The following is a 22,552-nucleotide window of genomic DNA, read 5'->3' as shown; positions in this document are numbered from 1 at the left end:
GCAATGTTCAATAAGCAAATAGCGTATTTAAAAATTAAGCAAATATGAAAGGTTAGCATTAGGCAATGTCACTGGAGTTCCAAACATTGTCTATATGCACCTTGAATATTTTTCATTTTATTGATCATTTATCAATCAAATAGCACAGCTAATCTAAATTGAAGGAGGTAGGCTCCTTGATTGATGTAAATAATTTCCATTATATGAAAATCGGCCTTGCTTCACCTGAAAAGATTCGTTCTTGGTCATATGGTGAGGTTAAGAAACCTGAAACTATCAACTATCGTACTTTAAAACCTGAAAAAGATGGTTTGTTCTGTGAAAGAATTTTCGGACCTACAAAAGATTGGGAATGTAGTTGCGGTAAATATAAACGTGTTCGTTATAAAGGCATGGTTTGTGACCGTTGTGGTGTTGAAGTAACTAAATCTAAAGTACGTCGTGAAAGAATGGGGCATATTGAACTTGCAGCTCCTGTTTCACACATTTGGTACTTCAAAGGCATTCCAAGTCGTATGGGACTATTATTAGATATGTCTCCTAGATCATTAGAAGAAGTTATTTATTTTGCTTCTTATGTGGTTGTAGATCCAGGTCCAACAGGACTTGAGAAAAAATCATTGCTTTCTGAAGCAGAATACAGAGAATACTATGATAAATATCCTGGTCAATTCGTTGCTAAAATGGGTGCTGAAGGTATCAAAGATTTACTATCAGAAATCGATTTAGATGAAGAATTGAAAGAATTGCGTACTGAGTTAGAATCAGCTACTGGTCAAAGATTGACACGTGCAATTAAACGTTTAGAAGTAGTTGAATCATTCAGAAACTCAGGTAACGATCCTTCATGGATGATTTTGGATGTACTTCCAATTATTCCTCCAGAAATCCGTCCAATGGTTCAATTAGACGGTGGTCGTTTTGCAACAAGTGACTTGAATGACTTATATCGTCGTGTTATCAACCGTAACAATCGTTTGAAACGTTTATTGGACTTAGGTGCTCCTGGCATCATTGTTCAAAACGAAAAACGTATGTTGCAAGAAGCAGTTGATGCTTTAATCGATAACGGTCGTCGTGGTCGTCCAGTTACTGGTCCAGGTAACCGTCCATTAAAATCACTTTCACATATGTTGAAAGGTAAACAAGGACGTTTCCGTCAAAACTTATTAGGTAAACGTGTTGACTATTCTGGACGTTCAGTTATCGCAGTAGGACCAAGCTTAAAAATGTATCAATGTGGTCTGCCTAAAGAAATGGCGTTAGAATTATTCAAACCTTTCGTTATGAAAGAATTAGTTCAACGCGAAATTGCAACAAATATTAAAAATGCAAAAAGTAAAATTGAACGTATGGAAGATGAAGTATGGGATGTTTTAGAAGATGTTATCAAAGAACACCCAGTTCTATTGAACCGTGCGCCTACATTGCATAGATTAGGTATCCAAGCTTTCGAACCGACATTGGTTGAAGGCCGTGCCATCCGTTTACACCCATTGGTAACAACAGCATATAACGCTGACTTTGATGGTGACCAAATGGCGGTACACGTACCTTTATCTAAAGAAGCACAAGCAGAAGCACGTATGTTGATGCTTGCAGCTCAAAACATCTTGAACCCTAAAGATGGTAAACCAGTAGTTACGCCATCACAAGATATGGTATTAGGTAACTATTACCTTACTTTAGAACGTAAAGATGCAGTGAATACTGGAGCAATCTTTAATAACACAAATGAAGTCTTAAAAGCATACCAAAACGGTTATGTTCACTTACACACTCGTATCGGACTTCATGCTGGTTCATTAAATAACCCAACATTCACTGAAGAACAAAACAATAAAATTCTTACTACTTCAGTTGGTAAAGTAATTTTCAATGAAATCATTCCAGATTCATTTGCTTATATTAACGAACCAACACAATCAAACTTAGAAGATAAAACACCTGATAAATATTTCGTAAGTGCTACTGAACTTGGCGAAGGCGGCTTGAAAGAGTACTTTGCTGAACAAGAATTAGTAGAACCATTTAACAAAAAATTCTTAGGAAATATTATCGCAGAAGTCTTCAACCGCTTTAGCATTACAGATACTTCTATGATGCTTGACCGTATGAAAGACTTAGGTTTCAAATATTCTTCTAAAGCAGGTATTACTGTTGGTGTATCTGACATCATCGTATTACCAGATAAACAAGAAATTTTAGATGAACATGAAAAATTAGTAGAACGTGTTCAAAAACAATATAATCGTGGTTTAATCACTGAAGATGAACGTTATAATGCTGTCATTGAAATTTGGACAGATGCTAAGGATGAAATTCAAAGCAGATTGATGAAATCCCTAGATAAAACTAACCCAATCTTCATGATGAGTGATTCTGGTGCCCGTGGTAACGCATCTAACTTTACTCAGTTAGCCGGTATGCGTGGTTTAATGGCTGCACCATCAGGTAAAATTATCGAAATGCCGATCACATCTTCATTCCGTGAAGGTTTAACAGTATTAGAATACTTTATCTCTACTCACGGTGCGCGTAAAGGTCTTGCCGATACAGCACTTAAAACTGCCGATTCAGGTTACCTTACACGTCGTTTGGTTGACGTTGCTCAAGACGTTATTGTTCGTGAAGAAGATTGCGGAACTGACCGTGGCTTACTTGTTTCTGATATCAAAGAAGGTACAGAAATGATCGAACCATTTATCGAACGTATTGAAGGACGTTATTCTAAAGAAACTGTACGTCATCCTGAAACAGATGAAGTATTAGTTGAACCAGACCAATTAATCACACCAGAAATTGCAAAACGTATTACAGATGCTGGTATTGAGCAAATGTATATCCGTTCAGCATTTACATGTAACACACGTCATGGTGTTTGTGAAAAATGTTATGGTAAAAACCTTGCAACTGGTGAAAAAGTTGAAGTTGGTGAAGCAGTCGGTACAATCGCTGCACAATCAATCGGTGAACCTGGTACACAGCTTACAATGCGTACATTCCATACAGGTGGGGTAGCCGGAAGCGATATTACACAAGGTCTTCCACGTATCCAAGAAATCTTCGAAGCACGTAACCCTAAAGGTCAAGCAGTAATTACTGACATTGAAGGTACTGTTGAAGATATTAAACTTGCGAAAGACCGTCAACAAGAAATCGTGATTAAAGGTGCAAATGAAACAAGATCTTATCTTGCTTCAGGTACTTCACGCTTGAAAGTTGAAAAAGGACAACATGTTGAACGCGGTGAAGTCTTAACTGAAGGTTCAATCGAACCTAAGAACTATTTATCAGTAGCTGGTTTAAATGCAACAGAAAGCTACTTGCTTAAAGAAGTTCAAAAAGTTTACCGTATGCAAGGTGTTGAAATCGATGATAAACACGTTGAGGTAATGGTACGTCAAATGTTACGTAAAGTTCGTATTATCGAAGCTGGTGACACTAAATTATTACCAGGTTCACTTGTGGACATCCACAACTTTACAGATGCGAACCGTGAAGCATTCAAAGAGCGTAAACGCCCAGCAACTGCTAAACCAGTATTGCTTGGTATTACTAAAGCGTCTCTTGAAACAGAAAGCTTCTTGTCTGCTGCATCATTCCAAGAAACAACTCGTGTTCTTACAGATGCTGCAATCAAAGGTAAACGTGATGACTTACTAGGACTTAAAGAAAACGTTATTATCGGTAAATTAATTCCAGCTGGTACAGGCATGAGACGTTATAGCGATGCTAAATACGAAAAACATGTCGATCCTATGGTGGAAGAAGCAATTGAAGAAATTGCTGCAACTGATACACCACAACAATAAAATGATAAATAGATTTTATTAATTTAAGCCAATGCTGCTTCTTGTTTTGAGAAGTATGCATTGGCTTTTTTAATTGGACATAAGAATGTAAATATAATGTTGCTATCAACTGAATGTTAATATATTATTATTCGTATAGTTTATATATGTAACAGTGAAAATAATCAACAGGGGGCAGCATCATGAAAAAACTGTTAGGATTAAGCTTGTTGCTTGTCATACTTTTAGCTGCATGCGGCAATAAAGTAGGCGGCACATACGTAAATAAAAAGGAACATGTAACTTTGGTTGCAAATAATGAGAAAAAACAGCTCGTCTTAGCGTGGCACCTTTTGGGGCGCCACTAGAAATCAATGGAAAAATTGATACAGATAAAAAAACAATCACCTTTAAAGAAGATAGCGAATCTTTAAAATTCAATTATGAATTTGATAAAAAACAACTCATTTTATATGAAGGAAAAGACGGTAAGAAAAAAGGTATCAAATTAGATAAAGAAGAATAGAGAAAATGCAGACCGGTAATCATGCGGTCTGTTTTTGTAACTAAAATTAGGAACAAAAAATTCAACAGAAAAAGTTGACTTGCGGTACAGATTTGTTAATATAAGAAAAGTGAGCAATATGATAACGATAGTGTTGACGAACTCTATGATAAGTGTTATTATAGTTAAGGTTGATGCAAGCAGAGCTTTGGAGGATAGTCAATGTCTAATGAAAAAGTTGCACGCTTTAACAAACACCATAGTGTTGTTGGTTTGAGAGAGACGCTTAAAGCACTCAATAAAAACCAAGTTACATCATTGATTATTGCTCAAGACGTTGAAGTTTATTTGCTTTCAGACGTATTAAGTAAGATCAATCATAGCGAAATTCCTGTTTCTTTTTTCGAAAGTAAGAAAGCTTTAGGAGAATATGCAGGTATAAACGTAGACGCAGCTATCGTTGCTCTATTGAAATGAGAATTAGTAAGTGTATGCTTACTAAATTTTATTTACTCTAAAAATGAACCACCTGGATGTGTGGGATTATAAAACAGGAGAGGAGGACATCTTAAATGCCAACTATTAACCAATTAGTGCGCAAACCTAGAAAAAGCAAAGCGAAGAAATCAGATTCACCTGCTTTGAACAAAGGTTTCAATAGTATGAAAAAACAATTTACTGACTTGAACTCACCACAAAAACGTGGCGTATGTACTCGTGTTGGTACAATGACACCTAAAAAACCTAACTCAGCATTGCGTAAATATGCTCGTGTTCGTTTGTCAAACAACATCGAAATTAACGCATATATCCCTGGTATCGGTCATAACTTACAAGAACACAGTGTTGTACTTGTACGTGGAGGTCGTGTAAAAGACTTACCTGGTGTGCGTTACCATATCGTTCGTGGTGCACTTGATACTTCAGGTGTTGAAGGTCGTATGCAAAGCCGTTCATTATACGGAACAAAACGTCCTAAAAAATAAGTTTAAGATTGCGTAAATTTTCGAGATAAATTGTGAAATTATACTATAATATGAAGGGAGGACTCTGATTATGCCTCGTAAAGGATCAGTACCAAAAAGAGACGTTTTACCAGATCCAATTCACAACTCTAAGTTAGTGACTAAATTGATTAACAAAATCATGTTAGATGGTAAACGCGGAACAGCTCAAAGAATTCTTTATTCAGCATTCGACATCGTTCAAGAACGTAGTGGTCGTGATGCAATTGAAGTTTTCGAAGAAGCTATCAACAACATTATGCCAGTATTAGAAGTTAAAGCTCGCCGTGTAGGTGGCTCTAACTACCAAGTACCAGTAGAAGTTCGTCCAGAACGTCGTACTACTTTAGGTTTACGTTGGTTAGTTAACTATTCACGTCTTCGTGGTGAAAAAACTATGGAAGAACGTTTAGCTAACGAAATCTTAGATGCAGCTAACAACACAGGTGGCGCAGTTAAGAAACGTGAAGATACTCATAAAATGGCTGAAGCTAACAAAGCATTCGCACATTATCGCTGGTAAGATTAACGGTTTAACCCTGAGCTTGTTCCATTTGGTATACATCCAAAGGCTTGCTTAGGGCATCGCCATATCAAAGTATTTACTCAGTAATTACTGGAAGGAGAAACAATACAATGGCTAGAGACTTTTCTTTGGAAAAAACTCGTAACATTGGTATCATGGCTCACATTGACGCTGGTAAAACAACGACTACTGAACGTATCTTGTACTATACTGGCCGTATCCACAAAATTGGTGAAACTCACGAAGGGGCTTCACAAATGGACTGGATGGAACAAGAACAAGACCGTGGTATCACAATCACATCTGCAGCTACAACTGCACAATGGCATGATTATCGTGTAAACATCATCGATACACCAGGACACGTAGACTTCACAGTAGAAGTTGAACGTTCTTTACGTGTACTTGATGGTGCTGTAACAGTACTTGATGCTCAATCAGGTGTTGAACCACAAACTGAAACAGTTTGGCGTCAAGCTACAACTTACGGTGTTCCACGTATCGTATTCGTTAACAAAATGGACAAATTAGGTGCTAACTTCGAATATTCAGTAAGCACTCTACATGACCGTTTACAAGCGAATGCACAACCGATTCAATTACCAATCGGTGCAGAAGACGAATTTGAAGCAATCATTGATTTAGTAACAATGAAATGCTATCAATATAACGGCGACTTCGGTGAAGAAGTTGTTGAAATTGAAATTCCAGATGACTACAAAGACAAAGCAGCAGAAGCTCGTGAATCATTGATCGAAGCTGTTGCTGAAGCTAATGAAGACTTAATGGAAAAATATCTTGAAGGTGAAGAAATCACTATTGATGAATTGAAAGCAGCAATCCGTCAAGCTACTTTGGATATTGAATTCTATCCTGTACTTTGCGGTACTGCATTCAAAAACAAAGGTGTTCAATTAATGTTAGACGCAGTAATTGACTACTTGCCTTCACCATTAGATGTTAAACCAATCGTTGGTCACCATGCTGATAACCCTGATGAAGAAGTTATCGCACCTGCAGATGATGATGCAGATTTCGCTGCATTAGCATTTAAAGTTATGACTGACCCATATGTTGGTAAATTAACATTCTTCCGTGTGTACTCTGGTACTTTAAACTCAGGTTCATACGTTAAAAACTCTACTAAAGACAAACGTGAACGTGTAGGTCGTTTATTACAAATGCACGCAAACACTCGTAAAGAAATCAGCACAGTTTACTCAGGAGATATCGCTGCTGCGGTAGGTCTTAAAGAAACTGGTACTGGTGACACTTTATGCGGTGAGAAAAATGACATTATCTTGGAATCAATGGAATTCCCAGAACCTGTTATTCACTTGTCAGTAGAACCAAAATCTAAAGCTGACCAAGATAAAATGACTCAAGCTTTAGTTAAACTACAAGAAGAAGACCCAACATTCCATGCACATACTGATGAAGAAACTGGACAAGTTATCATCGGCGGTATGGGTGAGCTTCACTTAGATATCCTTGTAGACCGTATGAAAAAAGAATTTAACGTTGAAGCTAACGTTGGTGCGCCAATGGTTTCTTACCGTGAAACATTCAAAACACCAGCTAAAGTTCAAGGTAAATTCTCTCGTCAATCTGGTGGTCGTGGTCAATATGGTGATGTTCATATTGAATTCACACCGAACGAAGTCGGCGCTGGTTTCGAATTCGAAAACGCTATCGTCGGTGGTGTAGTTCCTCGTGAATACATTCCATCAGTTGAAGCTGGTCTTAAAGATGCTATGGAAAACGGTGTAGTAGCTGGTTATCCATTAATCGACGTTAAAGCTAAGCTTTACGATGGTTCTTACCATGATGTCGATTCATCTGAAATGGCCTTCAAAATCGCTGCTTCATTAGCACTTAAAGAAGCTGCTAAAGTAGCAGATCCAGTAATCTTAGAACCAATGATGAAAGTTGAAATCTTAATGCCTGAAGAATACATGGGTGACATCATGGGTGACGTAACATCTCGTCGTGGACGCGTAGATGGTATGGAAGCTCGCGGTAACGCTCAAATGGTTCGTGCATTCGTTCCACTTTCAGAAATGTTCGGTTACGCAACTTCATTACGTTCTAACACTCAAGGTCGCGGAACTTACACTATGTACTTCGATCACTATGAAGAAGTACCTAAATCAATTGCAGAAGACATCATTAAGAAAAATAAAGGTGAATAATTAAATTCATCTTTAGGATCGCAACCAAGAATTTTTTGGTAGGGTTCCTGAATTGATTTTTTCATGCAAATGCTTTATAAAGGAATTAGTCCTTTAAACAACTCAACAATAAAGCTCTCATGATGGTGAGAAACTATCATGAGAGATAAATTAAATTAACTTTTTATTAAGAAGAGGAGAGATTTCATAATGGCTAAAGAAAAATTCGATCGCTCAAAAGAACATGCCAATATTGGTACTATCGGTCACGTTGACCATGGTAAAACAACTTTAACAGCTGCAATTGCAACTGTATTAGCAAAAAATGGTGACACTGTAGCACAATCATACGACATGATTGACAACGCTCCAGAAGAAAAAGAACGTGGTATTACAATCAATACTTCACACATCGAGTATCAAACTGACAAACGTCACTATGCTCACGTTGACTGCCCAGGACACGCTGACTATGTTAAAAACATGATCACTGGTGCTGCTCAAATGGACGGCGGTATCTTAGTAGTATCTGCTGCAGATGGTCCAATGCCACAAACTCGTGAACACATCTTGTTATCACGTAACGTTGGTGTGCCAGCATTAGTTGTATTCTTAAACAAAGCTGACATGGTTGACGATGAAGAATTATTAGAATTAGTTGAAATGGAAGTTCGTGACTTATTATCTGAATATGACTTCCCTGGTGACGATGTACCAGTAATCGTTGGTTCTGCATTGAAAGCTTTAGAAGGCGATGCTGAATACGAACAAAAAATCTTAGACTTAATGCAAGCAGTTGATGACTACATTCCAACTCCAGAACGTGACTCTGATAAACCATTCATGATGCCAGTTGAGGACGTATTCTCAATCACTGGTCGTGGTACTGTAGCTACAGGCCGTGTTGAACGTGGTCAAATCAAAGTCGGTGAAGAAGTTGAAATCATCGGTATCACTGAAGAAAGCATGAAAACAACAGTTACAGGTGTAGAAATGTTCCGTAAATTATTAGACTACGCTGAAGCTGGTGACAACATTGGTGCTTTATTACGTGGTGTTGCACGTGAAGACGTACAACGTGGACAAGTATTAGCAGCTCCTGGCTCTATTACTCCACACACTAAATTTAAAGCTGATGTTTATGTTTTATCTAAAGATGAAGGTGGACGTCATACTCCATTCTTCACTAACTACCGCCCACAATTCTACTTCCGTACTACTGACGTAACTGGTGTTGTTAACTTACCAGAAGGTACTGAAATGGTTATGCCTGGCGATAACGTAGAAATGACTGTTGAATTGATTGCTCCAATCGCAATCGAAGACGGTACTCGTTTCTCTATCCGTGAAGGTGGACGTACTGTAGGATCAGGCGTTGTTACTGAAATCCAACAATAATTTTCGACTAAAATATTAGTTGAATTTTAAATAGAGAGCTCCTCATTGAGGGGCTCTTTTTTTATGTCAAAATTAAAACGGAAACCTTTCTATAAAGGTCTCCGTTTCTTTGCTTTCTATAATCTTTCAGGTTTTAAAACATTTTCTAACTCTAATATTTTTAAAAATTCACTTGCAGCGTACTTAAATGCTGCCTCATCTAAATCAAAATAGGGACTATGGTGTGGATGATCTGTTCCTTTCTGTGCGTTACCAGAACCTGTTAAAAAGAAAGCGCCAGGTCTTACGCGCTGATAAGCTGAGAAATCTTCTCCTACCATCATCATATCTGCTTCGGTAAACCTGAAATTTAAATCATTTGCAGCTTCTTTCACAATTTCATAAGCTTGAGGATTATTATGCACAGGAACATATCCGCGCTCATAATCTAAATCATACTCAATATCATTTGCAACTGCCAGACCCTGTAACAGTTTGTCTAGTTTATTCATAATATGTGTTTGTATATCTGGATCAAAGGTACGAACTGTCCCTTTGCAAATGGCGGAATCAGGAATTACACTATCTGATGCGCCAGCTTGAATCATTCCAAAAGTTACAACGGCTTGTTTAATAGGATCTACAGTACGAGAAACAATTTTTTGAGCACTTAAGATGAATTCAGCCAAGATAACAATTGGGTCGATGGTTTCATGAGGTTTTGCACCGTGACCGCCTTTTCCGGTGATTTTCACTGTGAATTCATCAGGAGAAGCCATCATTGCGCCAGGACGAGAATAGATGATTCCTGTCGGATAACCACTCCACAAATGATTGCCGTAAACTCTATCAACGCCATCTAAACAGCCGTCATCAATCATTTGTTGTGCACCGCCAGGGACAATTTCTTCGCCATATTGAAAAATGAGGACAACATTTCCATTCAAATAAGCAAGGTGTTCATTAATAACTTCAGCAACACCTAACAGAATAGCAGTATGACCATCATGACCACACGCATGCATACATCCTTCATTCTTAGAGCGGTAAGGTTTATCGTTCAGCTCAGTGATAGGCAGTGCATCAAAGTCCGCACGTAACGCAACAGTAGGACCATCACCTTGGCCTTTAAAAGTTGCAACAATCCCATTTTTACCAACTGGACGACGAATTTCACATGAAAGTTGTTCTAACTGATTAACAATATAATCATGTGTATGACTTTCCTCAAAAGATAGTTCGGGGTACTGATGTAGATGTCGTCTGATTTGAATCATCGTTTTTTCTTTATCATGTGCAAGCTGATACCAGTTAATCATTGGTTTCAACCCCTTTATAAAAGTATAGATGTACATATTATAGCACGTTACAAAACCCCTAAACGCTTATCTTTTAAAAGATGGAAAGTTTCTAAAACGTCAATTTAATGGGATTTAGTAATTATCAGCTTTTATATTCTAAAAAAATGGGTTATGATAGATGTGAATTTAATAAACAAGGGGGACCCACTTACAATGGTTCAATCACTACACAGCTTTCTAGATGAAAACATTCAGTATTTGAAAGACAATGGCCTTTACAATGAAATTGATACAGTAGAAGGCGCAAATGGTCCAGAAATTACAATTGCTGGTAAACGTTATATTAACTTATCTTCAAATAACTACTTAGGTCTAGCAACAAATGAAGATTTAAAACAAGTTGCAAAAGACGCAGTAGATAAATACGGTGTCGGTGCAGGCGCTGTTCGTACAATCAATGGTACATTAGATATTCATGATGAATTAGAAGAAACATTAGCAGAATTCAAAGGTACAGAAGCTGCAGTTGCTTATCAATCAGGTTTTAACTGTAATATGGCAGCTATTTCAGCAGTTATGAATAAAAATGATGCGATTTTATCTGATGAATTGAACCATGCTTCTATCATCGATGGTTGCCGTTTATCTAAAGCTAAAATCATTCGAGTTAACCACTCAGATATGGATGACTTACGTCAAAAAGCAAAAGAAGCAGTAGAATCAGGTCAATATAATAAAGTAATGTATATCACTGATGGTGTCTTCAGTATGGATGGTGATGTTGCGAAATTGCCTGAAATCGTTGAAATCGCGGAAGAATACGGTTTGATTACTTATGTTGATGATGCACATGGATCAGGTGTAATGGGTAAAGGTGCAGGTACTGTAAAACATTTTGGCTTACAAGATAAAATCGATTTCCAAATCGGTACACTATCTAAAGCAATAGGGGTAGTAGGCGGTTATGTTGCAGGTACACAAGAATTGATTGATTGGTTGAAAGTACAATCACGTCCATTCTTATTCTCAACGTCATTAACACCAGAATCTTCAGCAGCTATTATTGCAGCGGTAAGAAAATTAATGAACTCTACTGAATTACATGATAAATTGTGGGATAATGCAAATTATCTTAAAGATGGTTTGAAAAAACTAGGCTATGATATCGGTGATTCTGAAACACCAATTACTCCTGTTATTATCGGAGATGAAAAGAAAACACAAGAATTCAGTAAACGTTTGAAAGATGAAGGCGTTTATGTAAAATCTATCGTATTCCCAACTGTACCACGCGGCACAGGACGTGTACGTAACATGCCTACAGCAGCACATACAAAAGAAATGTTAGACGAAGCTTTAGCAGCTTATGAAAAAGTTGGTAAAGAATTAGGCGTAATTTAATAAATTTTTCTAAATAGAAATGTGAAACAGGACCATTCATTTGATTGAACGGTCCTGTTTTGTATTTGATAGCAAAGTTCGCTTAAATATTAACATCAATTTTTATATGGAAATTAGGCATCTGCTTCTTCTTCATTTAAATTTACAAATTGTAAACTAGGTTTTACTGTATAAGATTTAGGTTCTTCGGCAGTAACTAAATCATCAGTAAGTTCTATTGTATATACATCAGAACCATAATAATCACGATAATAATATTTTAAATTACTGCAATTCATGACACATTGGTACTGTGTATAATGAGGCAGACCTTCATCAAGAACGATACCACGCGGCACACTGACTGTATCCAGTAATTTAAACATATTGTTCAAGCGCTTATTTTCATTTTCTGCATCTTCGATATATTGGCGGAAATAAGCAGCACGAACAAAACGAGCAGGTGATGTATAGCCTCCAGGAAGATTTTCTGTGCCTGCTTCTACTCCGATCGGTTCAATATGTTTCATACCAAGTAGTTGTGGTGCAGGTGCTTCCACATTAAACGTTGTATGCTGGCGAAGATTTTGGTAATGCCATTCTAAGCTTGGGTTATTCGTCAATACTTGGACAGGGTTGTCTTGTACAATAAGTTGTCCATCTATGGGTGTGATAACAATACTTTGTCCTGTTTGATCAGTTACTAAAAAATGTAACGGCGGGACTCTGTCTAATGCTGGATTCACTTGTTTAAGTATACGTACTTTATCAATATTTTCTTTTACATCAGCAATCGATTCATTCATTCCAAGGAACCACATAATAAATTCTTCCGGTTCTAAATTAATATTATTTGAGGAAGTAGAAGTTGCATAAGAAGCTTCCCCGCTATAGTATAAAACGGCAATTGATAAACCTTGTTCATTTAAACCGTCTGCAAATACAACGCCATTTGTCGTCATTGCAGTACCTACAAAACCATATTCCAAATTAAATGAACGGCCATTTGAAGTTTCCCATTCATAGCCACGCGGCATTACTTTTGGAAAAGAATTCAATTGAAATGAAAAATCCATTGTACGTCCAAGATAATCAGCATCATATTGTGAAGTAAAGGTAAAACTTGTACACATGATAAAGCCCCCCTTAAAGATATGTATTGGATTAAATAAATTGTTAGAATCATGATAACATAGAGACAAATCAAGAAGCGACTAAATAAGGGGGCGCATGACAGTGGAAATACGTGAATTAGAATTAACAGATGAGTTTATATTTAATGCTTATATCAAGTCTTGGGAAACAGAACAAATCATACCGACTGCAATAAATCCTAAACGTTATACTTCATACAGTGAATTGGTTTCTGAATTGAAGCAGCGTACTTTAAATAAGGAGTGGGTCCCTAATACAACCCTTTTTCTTTTTAATAATGAGAAAATTATAGGTTCAGTCAATATAAGACATCATCTCAATGAACATTTAAAACGTATCGGAGGTCATATCGGTTACGGGGTTCGTCCTGATTATCGAGGACATGGCTATGCGAAGAAATTATTAAAAGCAGGTCTTGAATTTTTAAATCAACGTGATGTTGTTGATGCACTCGTGACGTGCGATAAAAGCAATATTGCGTCTGCTAAAACAATATTAGCATTCCATCCAAAGGAATTAGAAAGTGTTGTCATAGATGGGAAAACATTAAGAAGATTCCTTGTATCAACGGATCAATAAAAGAAGGTGAAACAATGGAAATAAAAGTATGCAGAGATGCCGCTGTTTTAGCAAGATTGAACGAAGCGGTCCATAGTTTGCACGCAAAAGCGTATCCGGATATTTTTAAGCCGTTTAATTATTTAGACAGCTTAGATTTTTTTCAAAAACTACTAGAAAGAGAAGAACAATATTTTTATGCAGTTTATCAAGGGGATGAAGCTGTAGGTTATATTTGGTTTCAAATAATTTCATTAATGGAAACACCATTCCGCTATGGAATGAAGTCGCTTTATATCCATCAATTAAGTATTGAATCAAATCATCGTCAACAAGGCCATGGACACGCATTGATGGCATTTGCAGAACATTTTGCAGAGCAGCATGGATGTGAAACTGTTGAGTTAGATTATTGGGATAAAAATCTTTCAGCTGCTTTCTTTTATGAAAAAGAGGGTTATGAAAATCTTCGGCAATATGCGCGAAAAAAATTATAATTGATGTATTTTATCAACTAAAGTGTCTATGAAGCTTATTAATAAAGGGAAATTTGCACTTTGAAATGTAAGCGCTTTACTTATTTTTGTACATATGGTATATACAATAGTGAGTGATTATTGTAGAATATAGTTAAATAATAATAGAATGTACACCTCAGGAATACAACATGTTTTTACTATGAACTTTAAATGAGGGGATGAAATTCATGGAAAGAATTATGATTACTGGCGCACTAGGCCAAATCGGTACAGAACTTGTTTTGAAATGTCGTGAAATTTATGGAGAAGAGAATGTTTTAGCTACAGATATCAGAGAGCCAGAAGCAGATTCTCCAATTAAAGATGGACCGTTTGCGCTTTTAGATGTTACAGATATTACGCGCATGGAAGAAATCGTATCAGAATTCAAACCCGATGCGCTTATGCATATGGCAGCATTGCTATCAGCAACAGCTGAAAAAAATCCATTATTAGCTTGGAATATTAATATGGGTGGATTAGTGAATGCTTTAGAAGTATCACGTGAATATAACTTGCAATTCTTTACACCAAGTTCAATCGGTGCATTCGGCCCTACAACACCTAAAGATAAAACGCCAGCATTAACAATTCAACGTCCAACTTCAATGTATGGGGTAAATAAAGTTTCTGGGGAATTATTATGTGAGTATTATAATAGTAAATTCGGCGTAGATACACGCAGTGTCCGTTTCCCAGGCTTGATTTCTTATGTGAAAGAACCAGGCGGCGGTACGACTGATTACGCAGTAGAAATTTATTTTGATGCTTTACGTAAAGGTGAATATACAAGCTTTATCGATAAAGGTACGTATATGGATATGATGTTCATGGATGATGCGATAGAGGCTATCATTAAGTTGATGGAAGCGGACGGAGATAAAATCAAACACCGTTGTGCTTATAATTTAAGCGGTATGAGTTTCGAACCAGAAGAAATTGCTGAATCAATCCGTAAACATATTCCTGATTTTGTATTGAAATATGATGTTGATCCTGTCCGTCAAGGCATTGCTGATAGTTGGCCAGACCGTATTGATGTCAGCTGTTCAACAGATGAATGGGGTTTTAGTCCTCAATACGATTTAGATGCTATGACAGTAGCTATGTTAGAAGGGATTAAAGCAAAAGATGCTGCAACACAACATTAAGATTTGAAGAATATGACGATTTTAGAAATTAACAGAATAATTTTCTATAATCAAAATGGAATCTATATAATAAAAAGACAGACGAAGCGATATTTCTTATGAGGGAGAAGAAATAGTTTGCAGTTTGTCTTTTTTGTATATTGGGAACTAATGAGAAAGAACATCATAGTTAGGAGGAATAATAAACGATGAAGAATTTGATTAAACCTAATCACTTACAGTCTGGAGATACTGTTGCGTTTGTTTCTCCATCATCAGGATTAGCAGGAGAAGAGTTTGTATCTCATAGGGTAGAATTAGCCAAGCAAAGAATGGAAAATATATTTGGTTTAAAAGTAAAAGTAATGAAACACGCTTTGGATGGTATTGATACCCTCTATAATCATCCGCAATATAGAGCGGAAGATATTCACGATGCTTTATTAGATGATGAAATTAAAGGGGTTTTTTCATTTATCGGAGGAGAGGAATCAATGAGAATTGTCCCTTATTTAGACGAGAATATTATAAGAGAACATCCAAAAATTTTCATGGGGTATTCTGATGTTACATCAATTCATTTGAAATTTTATAAAGCAGGTGTGATGTCTTATTATGGACCAGCAGTATTGACCGATTTTGCTGAAAATGTTGAAATGGATGATTATACAATAAAAAATATTAAAAAGGTATTATTTACTAATAATACAATTGGAAATATTCCTACTTCAAATTATTATCGGAAATTTGGATTAAAATGGAGTGAAAGCAATAAAAATGTAAGTAGAGAAAAAATAAACAACCAAACTTATGAGGTTCTGAGCGGCAAGGGGAAAGCGACAGGAACATTGATTGGTGGTTGCTTTGAGGTACTCAATAATTTAAGAGGAACAGAGGTTTTTCCAAATGAAGATGCATTTAAAGGAAAAATATTATTTGTAGAAAACTCTGAATCTCAATTACCTATATATTTTTTAAAACAAGCACTTAGATCGTTAGGTTACATGGGTATATTAAAAAATATTGAAGGTATTATTGTAGGAAAACCGCAAAATGATGAAAATATTAAAGAGATAAAAGAAACATGGATACAAGTATTGAAAGAACATCATTTAGAAGATAAGATTCTATTTTTCAATGCTAGCTTCGGTCATAATGAACCTAAATGTATTTTGCCTTATGGAGTTGTTGCAACATTGGATGCTGAGCAATTAAAATTTGAGATAAATGAGAGTGGATGTTCATAACAAAAGAAACATTAATATGACCGCTACTGTTTGCATTTGCACCACTGATATAGAATAATTATAGATATAAGGTAAAATCAAGGTTTTGAAAAGGGCAAAGCAATTTTGATTTAGAAGTGTATTTTTTTAAATTTTCTAAAAACTCATTGAATACAATGAGCGAGATTGCTATAATTTGAGTGTTAACACTTTATTAAGTATTTATTTTAGGAGGCAAAATCATGTCAGAAAAAGTAAAATTTGAAAAACGTGAAGACTTAAAACAAAAACCAGATCCAAAAAATTTAGGGTTTGGTCAATACTTCACAGATTACATGTTAAGTTATGACTACGATAGCGAAAAAGGCGGTTGGCATGATTTGAAGATTACACCTTATGCACCGATCGAACTAGATCCAGCTGCACAAGGACTTCATTATGGTCAACTTGTATTCGAAGGATTAAAAGCTTATAAACATAACGGTGAAGTGGTTTTATTCAGACCAGACCAAAACTTCGCACGTATCAATCAATCACTTGATCGTTTGGAAATGCCTCAGATTGATGAAGAAGAGCTATTAGAAGGCTTGAAACAATTAGTAGATGTAGAACGTGATTGGGTGCCTGAAGGCGAAGGACAATCTTTATATATTCGTCCATTTGTATTTGCAACAGAAGCAGGATTAGGTGTTCACCCTGCACATAACTATAAATTATTAATTATCTTATCTCCTTCTGGTTCTTACTATGGTGGAGATTCATTGAAACCAACACGTATTTATGTTGAAGACGAATACGTTCGTGCTGTACGCGGTGGTGTAGGTTTTGCAAAAGTTGCAGGTAACTATGCAGCTAGTTTACTATCACAATCTAATGCTAATGAACAAGGCTATGACCAAGTATTATGGTTAGATGGTGTAGAACGCAAATATATTGAAGAAGTGGGCAGTATGAATATCTTCTTCGTAGAAAATGGTAAACTTGTAACACCTAAATTAAACGGTAGTATCTTACCAGGTATTACACGTAAGACTGTTATCGCTTTAGCAAAAGAATTAGGATATGAAGTAGAAGAACGTCATATCTCTATCGATGAATTACTAGAGTCTTATGATAAAGGCGAATTAGAAGAAGTATTTGGAACAGGTACTGCTGCGGTTATTTCACCAGTAGGCACTTTAAAATATGAAGATCGTGAAATCACAATCAACAATAATGAAACTGGTCCAATTACACAACGCTTATATGATGAATATACAGGTATTCAAAGCGGTAAATTAGACGATCCACAAGGTTGGAGAGTCGTAGTACCAGAATATTAAAATTGTATACAAACCCTTTTAGTTAAAAGGGATTTGTCTCTTTATGAATATCAAAAACAGGTCAGAACTGCTGCGTGCAGTAGGTGACCTGTTTTTTTATTTCCGAGCAGATATTTGTTATAATTGAAATCAATTATCAATTAGAGGTGCTTGAATGAAATATGTACTCATGACACTTGGTCTTATATTTGCAGGTATAGGATTTGTTGGAATTGTAGTACCTTTATTACCTACTACGCCATTTTTATTATTAGCTGCAATTTGTTTTTCAAGAAGTTCTAAAAAATTTAATCGTTGGTTAGTGAATACAAAAATTCACGATGAATATGTAGAAAGTTTTAAAAGAGACAAAGGCTTTACTTTAAAGAAAAAATTTAAGCTTTTAACAAGTTTATATATATTGATGGGTATCTCAATTTTTATCATAGATAACTTATATATCAGAATAACTTTGCTTATCATGCTTTTTGTTCAAACAGTAGTCTTATTTACTTTTGTTAGAACACTTCCAGATAATACCAAAACAAAGGAACAAGAAGAATGATACAAAGAGAATAACCAATTTAAAAATAAAGTATTTGCGAAATGAATATGCATATAAGAGTGAAGCAATTTATAAAAAATTCCATCTGTATTCGCAAGTTGATAAAATGAGATAAATATACAAAGAAAGAAGCGTGTTAACTGATGGCATTGAAATGGATTTTATTTGATAAAGACGGTACTTTAATCGATTTTGATATGAGTTGGATGAAAGTCGACATTCAAATGGTCGATGAATTTGTGGAAAAGTATATCTCACAAGAAAACGTTGAGCATGCTTATAAAACTTTAGGGGTAGATAAAGAGAAAGACCAAGTGTTGCCTGGCACTCCCATGGCATGTGGTTCGTTAGATGAGATTATTCAGAATTTTAATGCTTTAGCAGGAGAAGATGTATCTGAGTGGACACGTCAAACCAGCCAATATTTAATAGATCATCGTATTCCGGAAATTAAGTGTATTGAAGGTATGACAGATGCACTGGATGCTCTAAAACATGCTGGTTATCAAATCGGTATACTCACAAGCGATACTAAAAAAGGTACAGAACAATTTGTTGAAGCGACAGATACAGAAGCATTTTTTGACTTTATTATTTCTACTGAAGCGAATGCTGCTGAAAAACCTAATCCAGAAGTTTTGTGCCCGTTATTTGAACACGTTTCAGACTTGCGTGCTGAAGAGATAGCGATTGTGGGTGATTCACCTAATGATATCCAAACAGCAATCAATTCTGGACTTGGGCTTTCTATTGCGGTACTAACTGGAGTAGGTCAAGAACATGAATTACAACATGCAGATTATATTTTTCAGTCAGCACCTGAGGCTGTAAATCTTTTAGTGGATAAGAAGAATGAAAAATAACCTTTTAAAATAAAAGTTTTTATTAAACGAGGTGGACAACATGGCAGATCAACGCACTATAGTAGACGGACGATATGCGGAATATCAAGGAGAGATTTTTCGAGTAATTAATGAATTCAGCCCTAAATTGAAATTAGTTACAGAAAATCCAAAGGCTGAAGCTTGGGGGTTCAAAGCGCAAACAACCAAGCATACGAATCATACGCTTTATTATAAAGAAGTCAAACGCACAGAGGTAGATGCACTGTATGAGATTAAACATGAAGCGCGTTATGGCGGCACTTTGTTTGATTTGTATTATGATGCTCAAGGCCAAAGTTATATTGGGACAAGTGAAGCAGATAAAGCAGAAGCCTTTGGATTAAAAGAAACAGATGAAGATTATTATAGTAAACCAGTGGAAGACGATGAGTATGAACCAGTCATTTATCGTAATGACTTAGAATAAGGTACTTTATAGGGGGGCTCTTATGAAACATCATTTGATATTATTTGATTTTGATGAAACCTATTATAAGCATGCAACGACTAAAGAAGATATTCCTGACTTACGTAAATTAGAAGAGACATTAGAGCAAGCTGTGAAAAATGATAATGTGATTACGGCGTTTTTATCTGGCAGCATTTTTCCTAACATCATGAAGAAAATGGAAAAAGCTGAAATGAAGTTTAAGCCACAATATATCTTTTCGGATTTATGCTCTCAAATGTATCAATTAGATGATAGCGGTGAGTATCATGAATATAAAGATTATGAAGAAGCGGTTTCTGAAACACCTTTTACGAAAGAAAAAGTAGATGAAATTATTCATAACTTTGAAAAAAAGTATGATGTCACACTTTATCCTCAACGAGAGTATAGAGAGAAAGAAACGTTATATGAATTTTATTTTTATTCACAGGGCAGCCAAAATGAAGATATTAAAATGTTAGAAGATTTGCAGAAAGAAGCAGCTTCGTTTGATTATGCAGTTCATTTCAATAAGACAAATCCGTTAGCAGGAGATCCTGAAAATGCGTATGACGTTAACTTTACGCCCAAAAATGCAGGTAAGTTATTCGCAGTAAAATATCTACTAGATTTATTTGATGTACCAGCTACTGAAGTATTAGGGTTCGGTGATAGTGGTAACGATGAAACTTATTTAAGTTATATCGGTCATCCATTTGTGATGTCAAACAGTACAGATGATGAGATGAAGGAACAGTTTCCGAATACAAAGTATGATTATTACAAAGGTCTGGATGATGAAGTGAAGAAATATTTAAAGAAAATAAAGAATGATTAAATAAAAAGCAATGAGAAATGCGAATTCTCATTGCTTTATGATTATCTTGGGTCTACCTCACGGTGTATTTTAATAATATTGGCGATTTTATCTAATACTGGATCAAGTGTATCTAAACTTTCATGCAAGTCATATTCATTAATATTAACACGTACTACAGGGCAAGCATTGAAGTTATAAATCCATTCGTCGTAACGACGGAATAATTTTTTCCAGTATTCAGGGTCTGTATCAATTTCCATTTGACGACCGCGTTGGTGGATACGATCAATAACTTCATCATAATCACATTCTAGATAAACTAAAACATCTGGTTTAGGGAAGTAAGGTGTCATAACCATTGCATCAAAAAGTTGTGAATACGTTTCAAAATCTTCTTTAGACATTGTACCTTGTTCTTCATGCATTTTGGCAAAGATATCAACGTCTTCATAAATTGAACGATCTTGGATGAAACCTCCGCCGTATTCAAACATACGTTTTTGTTCTTTAAAGCGTTCCGCTAGGAAATATATTTGCAGATGAAAACTCCAACGTTCGAAGTCATCATAGAATTTATCTAAATAAGGGTTATGGTCCACATTTTCAAAAGAAGTGCGGAAGTTTAATTTTTTTGCAAGGGCGCGTGTCAGACTAGATTTTCCAACGCCTACGGTACCTGCAATTGTAATCACTGCATCTTGAGGGATACCGTAATTATTCATGTTTTGTGCCTCCTATCATTGTTTGAACAATGTTTAATATCTGTGCGTAATCATCAGGGTGATTGACGAAATCAAGTTCTGTTGTATCAATCCATTTGGCTTTTTTACCTTGAGCTTTTAAGGATTGATAAAATTCCCAATACGCCTGTTTTAAATTCAATAAATAATCATCTTCGATTTGATGTTCAAAGCTGCGATTTCGTTTAGCAATACGCTGTTTTAGAACTTCTAAATCAGCATCTAAGAAAATCACAACATTCGGCATCATCAAATCTTCAGTTAATATGTTATAGATGCGGCTGAATTTATCGAATTCTGTATCTGTCAAAGTTTGACGAGCAAAGATTTTATTTTTAAAGATATGATAATCACTGACAATGCCAGAAGATTGTTGTTCGAGGTCTTGAACCTGTTTATACCGATTGCATAAAAAGAACATTTCAGTTTGGAAACTCCAAGTTGAGATGTCTTCGTAAAAATCAGAAAGGAAAGGATTCTCGTCCACAATTTCTTGTGCTTCATGATATTGCAGTGTTTCACTTAAATAGTGGGCCAAAGTAGATTTTCCTACTCCTATAGGACCTTCTATGGCAATATAAGGTTGATTCATAAACAACACTCCAAGTGTTAAAATAGACAATAGTTATTGTATCACAAGGTAGGAGATAGAACATATTGGCTACAGATGAAAATTATATGAAACTTGCATTAGAAGAAGCAAAAAAAGCAGAGCGTATAGGCGAAGTGCCGATTGGTGCAATTGTAGTAAAAGAGGGAGAAGTCATTGCGCGTGCGCATAATTTGCGAGAAACGGTACAACAGCCCACCGCACACGCGGAACATATAGCAATTGAAAAAGCTGCTGAAGCAGTAGGAAGTTGGAGACTTGAAGACTGTACGCTATATGTAACATTAGAGCCTTGTGTGATGTGTTCAGGTGCTATCGTCATGAGCCGAATTCCCCGTGTAGTATATGGCGCTTCTGATCCAAAAGGGGGATGCAGCGGAAGTTTGATGGATTTACTCCAAGAACCACGGTTCAACCATCGTGCTGAAGTAGTCAGCGGAGTATTAGAAAATGAGTGCGGAGCGATACTGAAATCCTTCTTTAAACAATTAAGAGAGAAAAAGAAGGCAGCAAAAAATAGTGATTAAATGCGACATGCTATTTATAGATGCATTCTA

At 36.0% G+C, this 22,552-nt stretch carries 23 protein-coding genes; 19 read left to right on the top strand and 4 right to left on the bottom strand.

From position 1 onward, the window contains the following. The first annotated feature begins 203 nt into the window (after positions 1-203). The 8 genes from rpoC to tuf all read left to right on the top strand — a co-directional run bounded on the left by rpoC (position 204) and on the right by tuf (position 9,398). Positions 204-3,815: a DNA-directed RNA polymerase subunit beta' gene (rpoC, locus tag DYE31_RS11505; RefSeq protein WP_231839066.1), complete on the top strand. Its 3,612-nt coding sequence runs from the start codon at positions 204-206 to the stop codon at positions 3,813-3,815. A gap of 182 nt (positions 3,816-3,997) precedes the next feature. Beyond that, a complete protein-coding gene (locus tag DYE31_RS12715; protein WP_012664229.1) occupies positions 3,998-4,162 on the top strand; it encodes a hypothetical protein in 165 nt (54 codons plus the stop codon). Continuing rightward, positions 4,138-4,320, top strand: a complete 183-nt coding sequence (locus DYE31_RS11500; RefSeq protein WP_012664230.1) for a hypothetical protein — start codon at positions 4,138-4,140, stop codon at positions 4,318-4,320. The genes DYE31_RS12715 and DYE31_RS11500 overlap by 25 nt, the downstream gene beginning before the upstream one ends. Before the next feature lie 201 nt (positions 4,321-4,521). Then, a complete protein-coding gene (locus DYE31_RS11495) occupies positions 4,522-4,776 on the top strand; it encodes a ribosomal L7Ae/L30e/S12e/Gadd45 family protein (RefSeq protein WP_012664231.1) in 255 nt (84 codons plus the stop codon). Positions 4,777-4,871: 95 nt separating this feature from the next. Continuing rightward, the gene (gene rpsL / locus DYE31_RS11490) at positions 4,872-5,285 is read left to right on the top strand and encodes a 30S ribosomal protein S12 (protein ID WP_012664232.1); all 414 of its coding nucleotides are present in this window, start codon (positions 4,872-4,874) and stop codon (positions 5,283-5,285) included. 70 nt (positions 5,286-5,355) lie between these two features. Continuing rightward, positions 5,356-5,826 (top strand): 30S ribosomal protein S7, encoded by a 471-nt coding sequence (rpsG, locus tag DYE31_RS11485; protein WP_012664233.1) that lies wholly within the window; start codon positions 5,356-5,358, stop codon positions 5,824-5,826. A 113-nt stretch (positions 5,827-5,939) separates the two neighbouring features. After that, positions 5,940-8,021 (top strand): elongation factor G, encoded by a 2,082-nt coding sequence (fusA, locus tag DYE31_RS11480; protein WP_012664234.1) that lies wholly within the window; start codon positions 5,940-5,942, stop codon positions 8,019-8,021. Between the two features lie 189 nt (positions 8,022-8,210). Beyond that, entirely contained in the window at positions 8,211-9,398 is a 1,188-nt protein-coding gene (gene tuf, locus DYE31_RS11475; RefSeq protein WP_012664235.1) for an elongation factor Tu, read from the top strand. Positions 9,399-9,514: 116 nt separating this feature from the next. Here tuf and DYE31_RS11470 read toward each other — a convergent pair whose 3' ends face one another. Continuing rightward, positions 9,515-10,696, bottom strand: coding sequence for a M20 family metallopeptidase (locus DYE31_RS11470; RefSeq protein ID WP_053464806.1), 1,182 nt, complete (start codon positions 10,694-10,696; stop codon positions 9,515-9,517). A gap of 195 nt (positions 10,697-10,891) precedes the next feature. Between DYE31_RS11470 and DYE31_RS11465 the strand changes: the two genes are divergently transcribed. After that, complete coding sequence (locus tag DYE31_RS11465; protein ID WP_012664237.1) at positions 10,892-12,079, top strand: glycine C-acetyltransferase; 1,188 nt, start codon at positions 10,892-10,894, stop codon at positions 12,077-12,079. 113 nt (positions 12,080-12,192) lie between these two features. On the opposite strand, the gene DYE31_RS11460 is transcribed toward DYE31_RS11465, so the two are convergent. Continuing rightward, a complete protein-coding gene (locus DYE31_RS11460) occupies positions 12,193-13,191 on the bottom strand; it encodes a choloylglycine hydrolase family protein (RefSeq protein ID WP_012664238.1) in 999 nt (332 codons plus the stop codon). 103 nt (positions 13,192-13,294) lie between these two features. On the opposite strand from DYE31_RS11460, the gene DYE31_RS11455 reads away from it, so the two are divergent. From DYE31_RS11455 to DYE31_RS11415, 9 genes are all read left to right on the top strand, one after another. Further along, the gene (locus DYE31_RS11455; RefSeq protein WP_050731396.1) at positions 13,295-13,792 is read left to right on the top strand and encodes a GNAT family N-acetyltransferase; all 498 of its coding nucleotides are present in this window, start codon (positions 13,295-13,297) and stop codon (positions 13,790-13,792) included. Positions 13,793-13,806: 14 nt separating this feature from the next. Continuing rightward, positions 13,807-14,268: a GNAT family N-acetyltransferase gene (locus DYE31_RS11450; protein ID WP_012664240.1), complete on the top strand. Its 462-nt coding sequence runs from the start codon at positions 13,807-13,809 to the stop codon at positions 14,266-14,268. 209 nt (positions 14,269-14,477) lie between these two features. Continuing rightward, positions 14,478-15,440, top strand: a complete 963-nt coding sequence (locus DYE31_RS11445; protein WP_012664241.1) for an L-threonine 3-dehydrogenase — start codon at positions 14,478-14,480, stop codon at positions 15,438-15,440. Between the two features lie 188 nt (positions 15,441-15,628). Further along, on the top strand, positions 15,629-16,666 hold the full coding sequence (locus tag DYE31_RS11440) for a S66 family peptidase (RefSeq protein ID WP_012664242.1): 1,038 nt from the start codon (positions 15,629-15,631) through the stop codon (positions 16,664-16,666). 221 nt (positions 16,667-16,887) lie between these two features. Continuing rightward, complete coding sequence (locus DYE31_RS11435) at positions 16,888-17,967, top strand: branched-chain amino acid aminotransferase (protein ID WP_012664243.1); 1,080 nt, start codon at positions 16,888-16,890, stop codon at positions 17,965-17,967. 154 nt (positions 17,968-18,121) lie between these two features. Next, positions 18,122-18,511: a YbaN family protein gene (locus DYE31_RS11430; protein ID WP_012664244.1), complete on the top strand. Its 390-nt coding sequence runs from the start codon at positions 18,122-18,124 to the stop codon at positions 18,509-18,511. Positions 18,512-18,654: 143 nt separating this feature from the next. Continuing rightward, a complete protein-coding gene (locus DYE31_RS11425) occupies positions 18,655-19,374 on the top strand; it encodes an HAD family hydrolase (protein ID WP_012664245.1) in 720 nt (239 codons plus the stop codon). Between the two features lie 40 nt (positions 19,375-19,414). Beyond that, positions 19,415-19,822 carry a hypothetical protein gene (locus tag DYE31_RS11420; RefSeq protein WP_012664246.1) on the top strand — a complete coding sequence of 136 codons (408 nt, stop codon included), beginning with the start codon at positions 19,415-19,417 and terminating at the stop codon, positions 19,820-19,822. A 22-nt stretch (positions 19,823-19,844) separates the two neighbouring features. Next, a complete protein-coding gene (locus DYE31_RS11415; protein ID WP_012664247.1) occupies positions 19,845-20,663 on the top strand; it encodes an HAD-IIB family hydrolase in 819 nt (272 codons plus the stop codon). Positions 20,664-20,704: 41 nt separating this feature from the next. Here DYE31_RS11415 and DYE31_RS11410 read toward each other — a convergent pair whose 3' ends face one another. Both DYE31_RS11410 and DYE31_RS11405 read right to left on the bottom strand, forming a co-directional pair. Then, complete coding sequence (locus DYE31_RS11410) at positions 20,705-21,367, bottom strand: deoxynucleoside kinase (protein WP_012664248.1); 663 nt, start codon at positions 21,365-21,367, stop codon at positions 20,705-20,707. Continuing rightward, positions 21,360-21,977 carry a deoxynucleoside kinase gene (locus tag DYE31_RS11405; RefSeq protein WP_012664249.1) on the bottom strand — a complete coding sequence of 206 codons (618 nt, stop codon included), beginning with the start codon at positions 21,975-21,977 and terminating at the stop codon, positions 21,360-21,362. Before DYE31_RS11405 ends, DYE31_RS11410 begins: the two co-directional genes overlap by 8 nt. 65 nt (positions 21,978-22,042) lie before the next feature. Between DYE31_RS11405 and tadA the strand changes: the two genes are divergently transcribed. Next, complete coding sequence (tadA, locus tag DYE31_RS11400) at positions 22,043-22,522, top strand: tRNA adenosine(34) deaminase TadA (protein ID WP_012664250.1); 480 nt, start codon at positions 22,043-22,045, stop codon at positions 22,520-22,522. The last annotated feature ends 30 nt before the right edge of the window (positions 22,523-22,552 follow it).

It is taken from the genome of Staphylococcus carnosus (assembly GCF_900458435.1).
Taxonomy (GTDB): Bacteria; Bacillota; Bacilli; order Staphylococcales; family Staphylococcaceae; genus Staphylococcus; species Staphylococcus carnosus.
The sequence above is the reverse complement of the archived record's forward strand: the minus strand, read 5'-3'. Positions and strand labels throughout refer to the sequence as shown.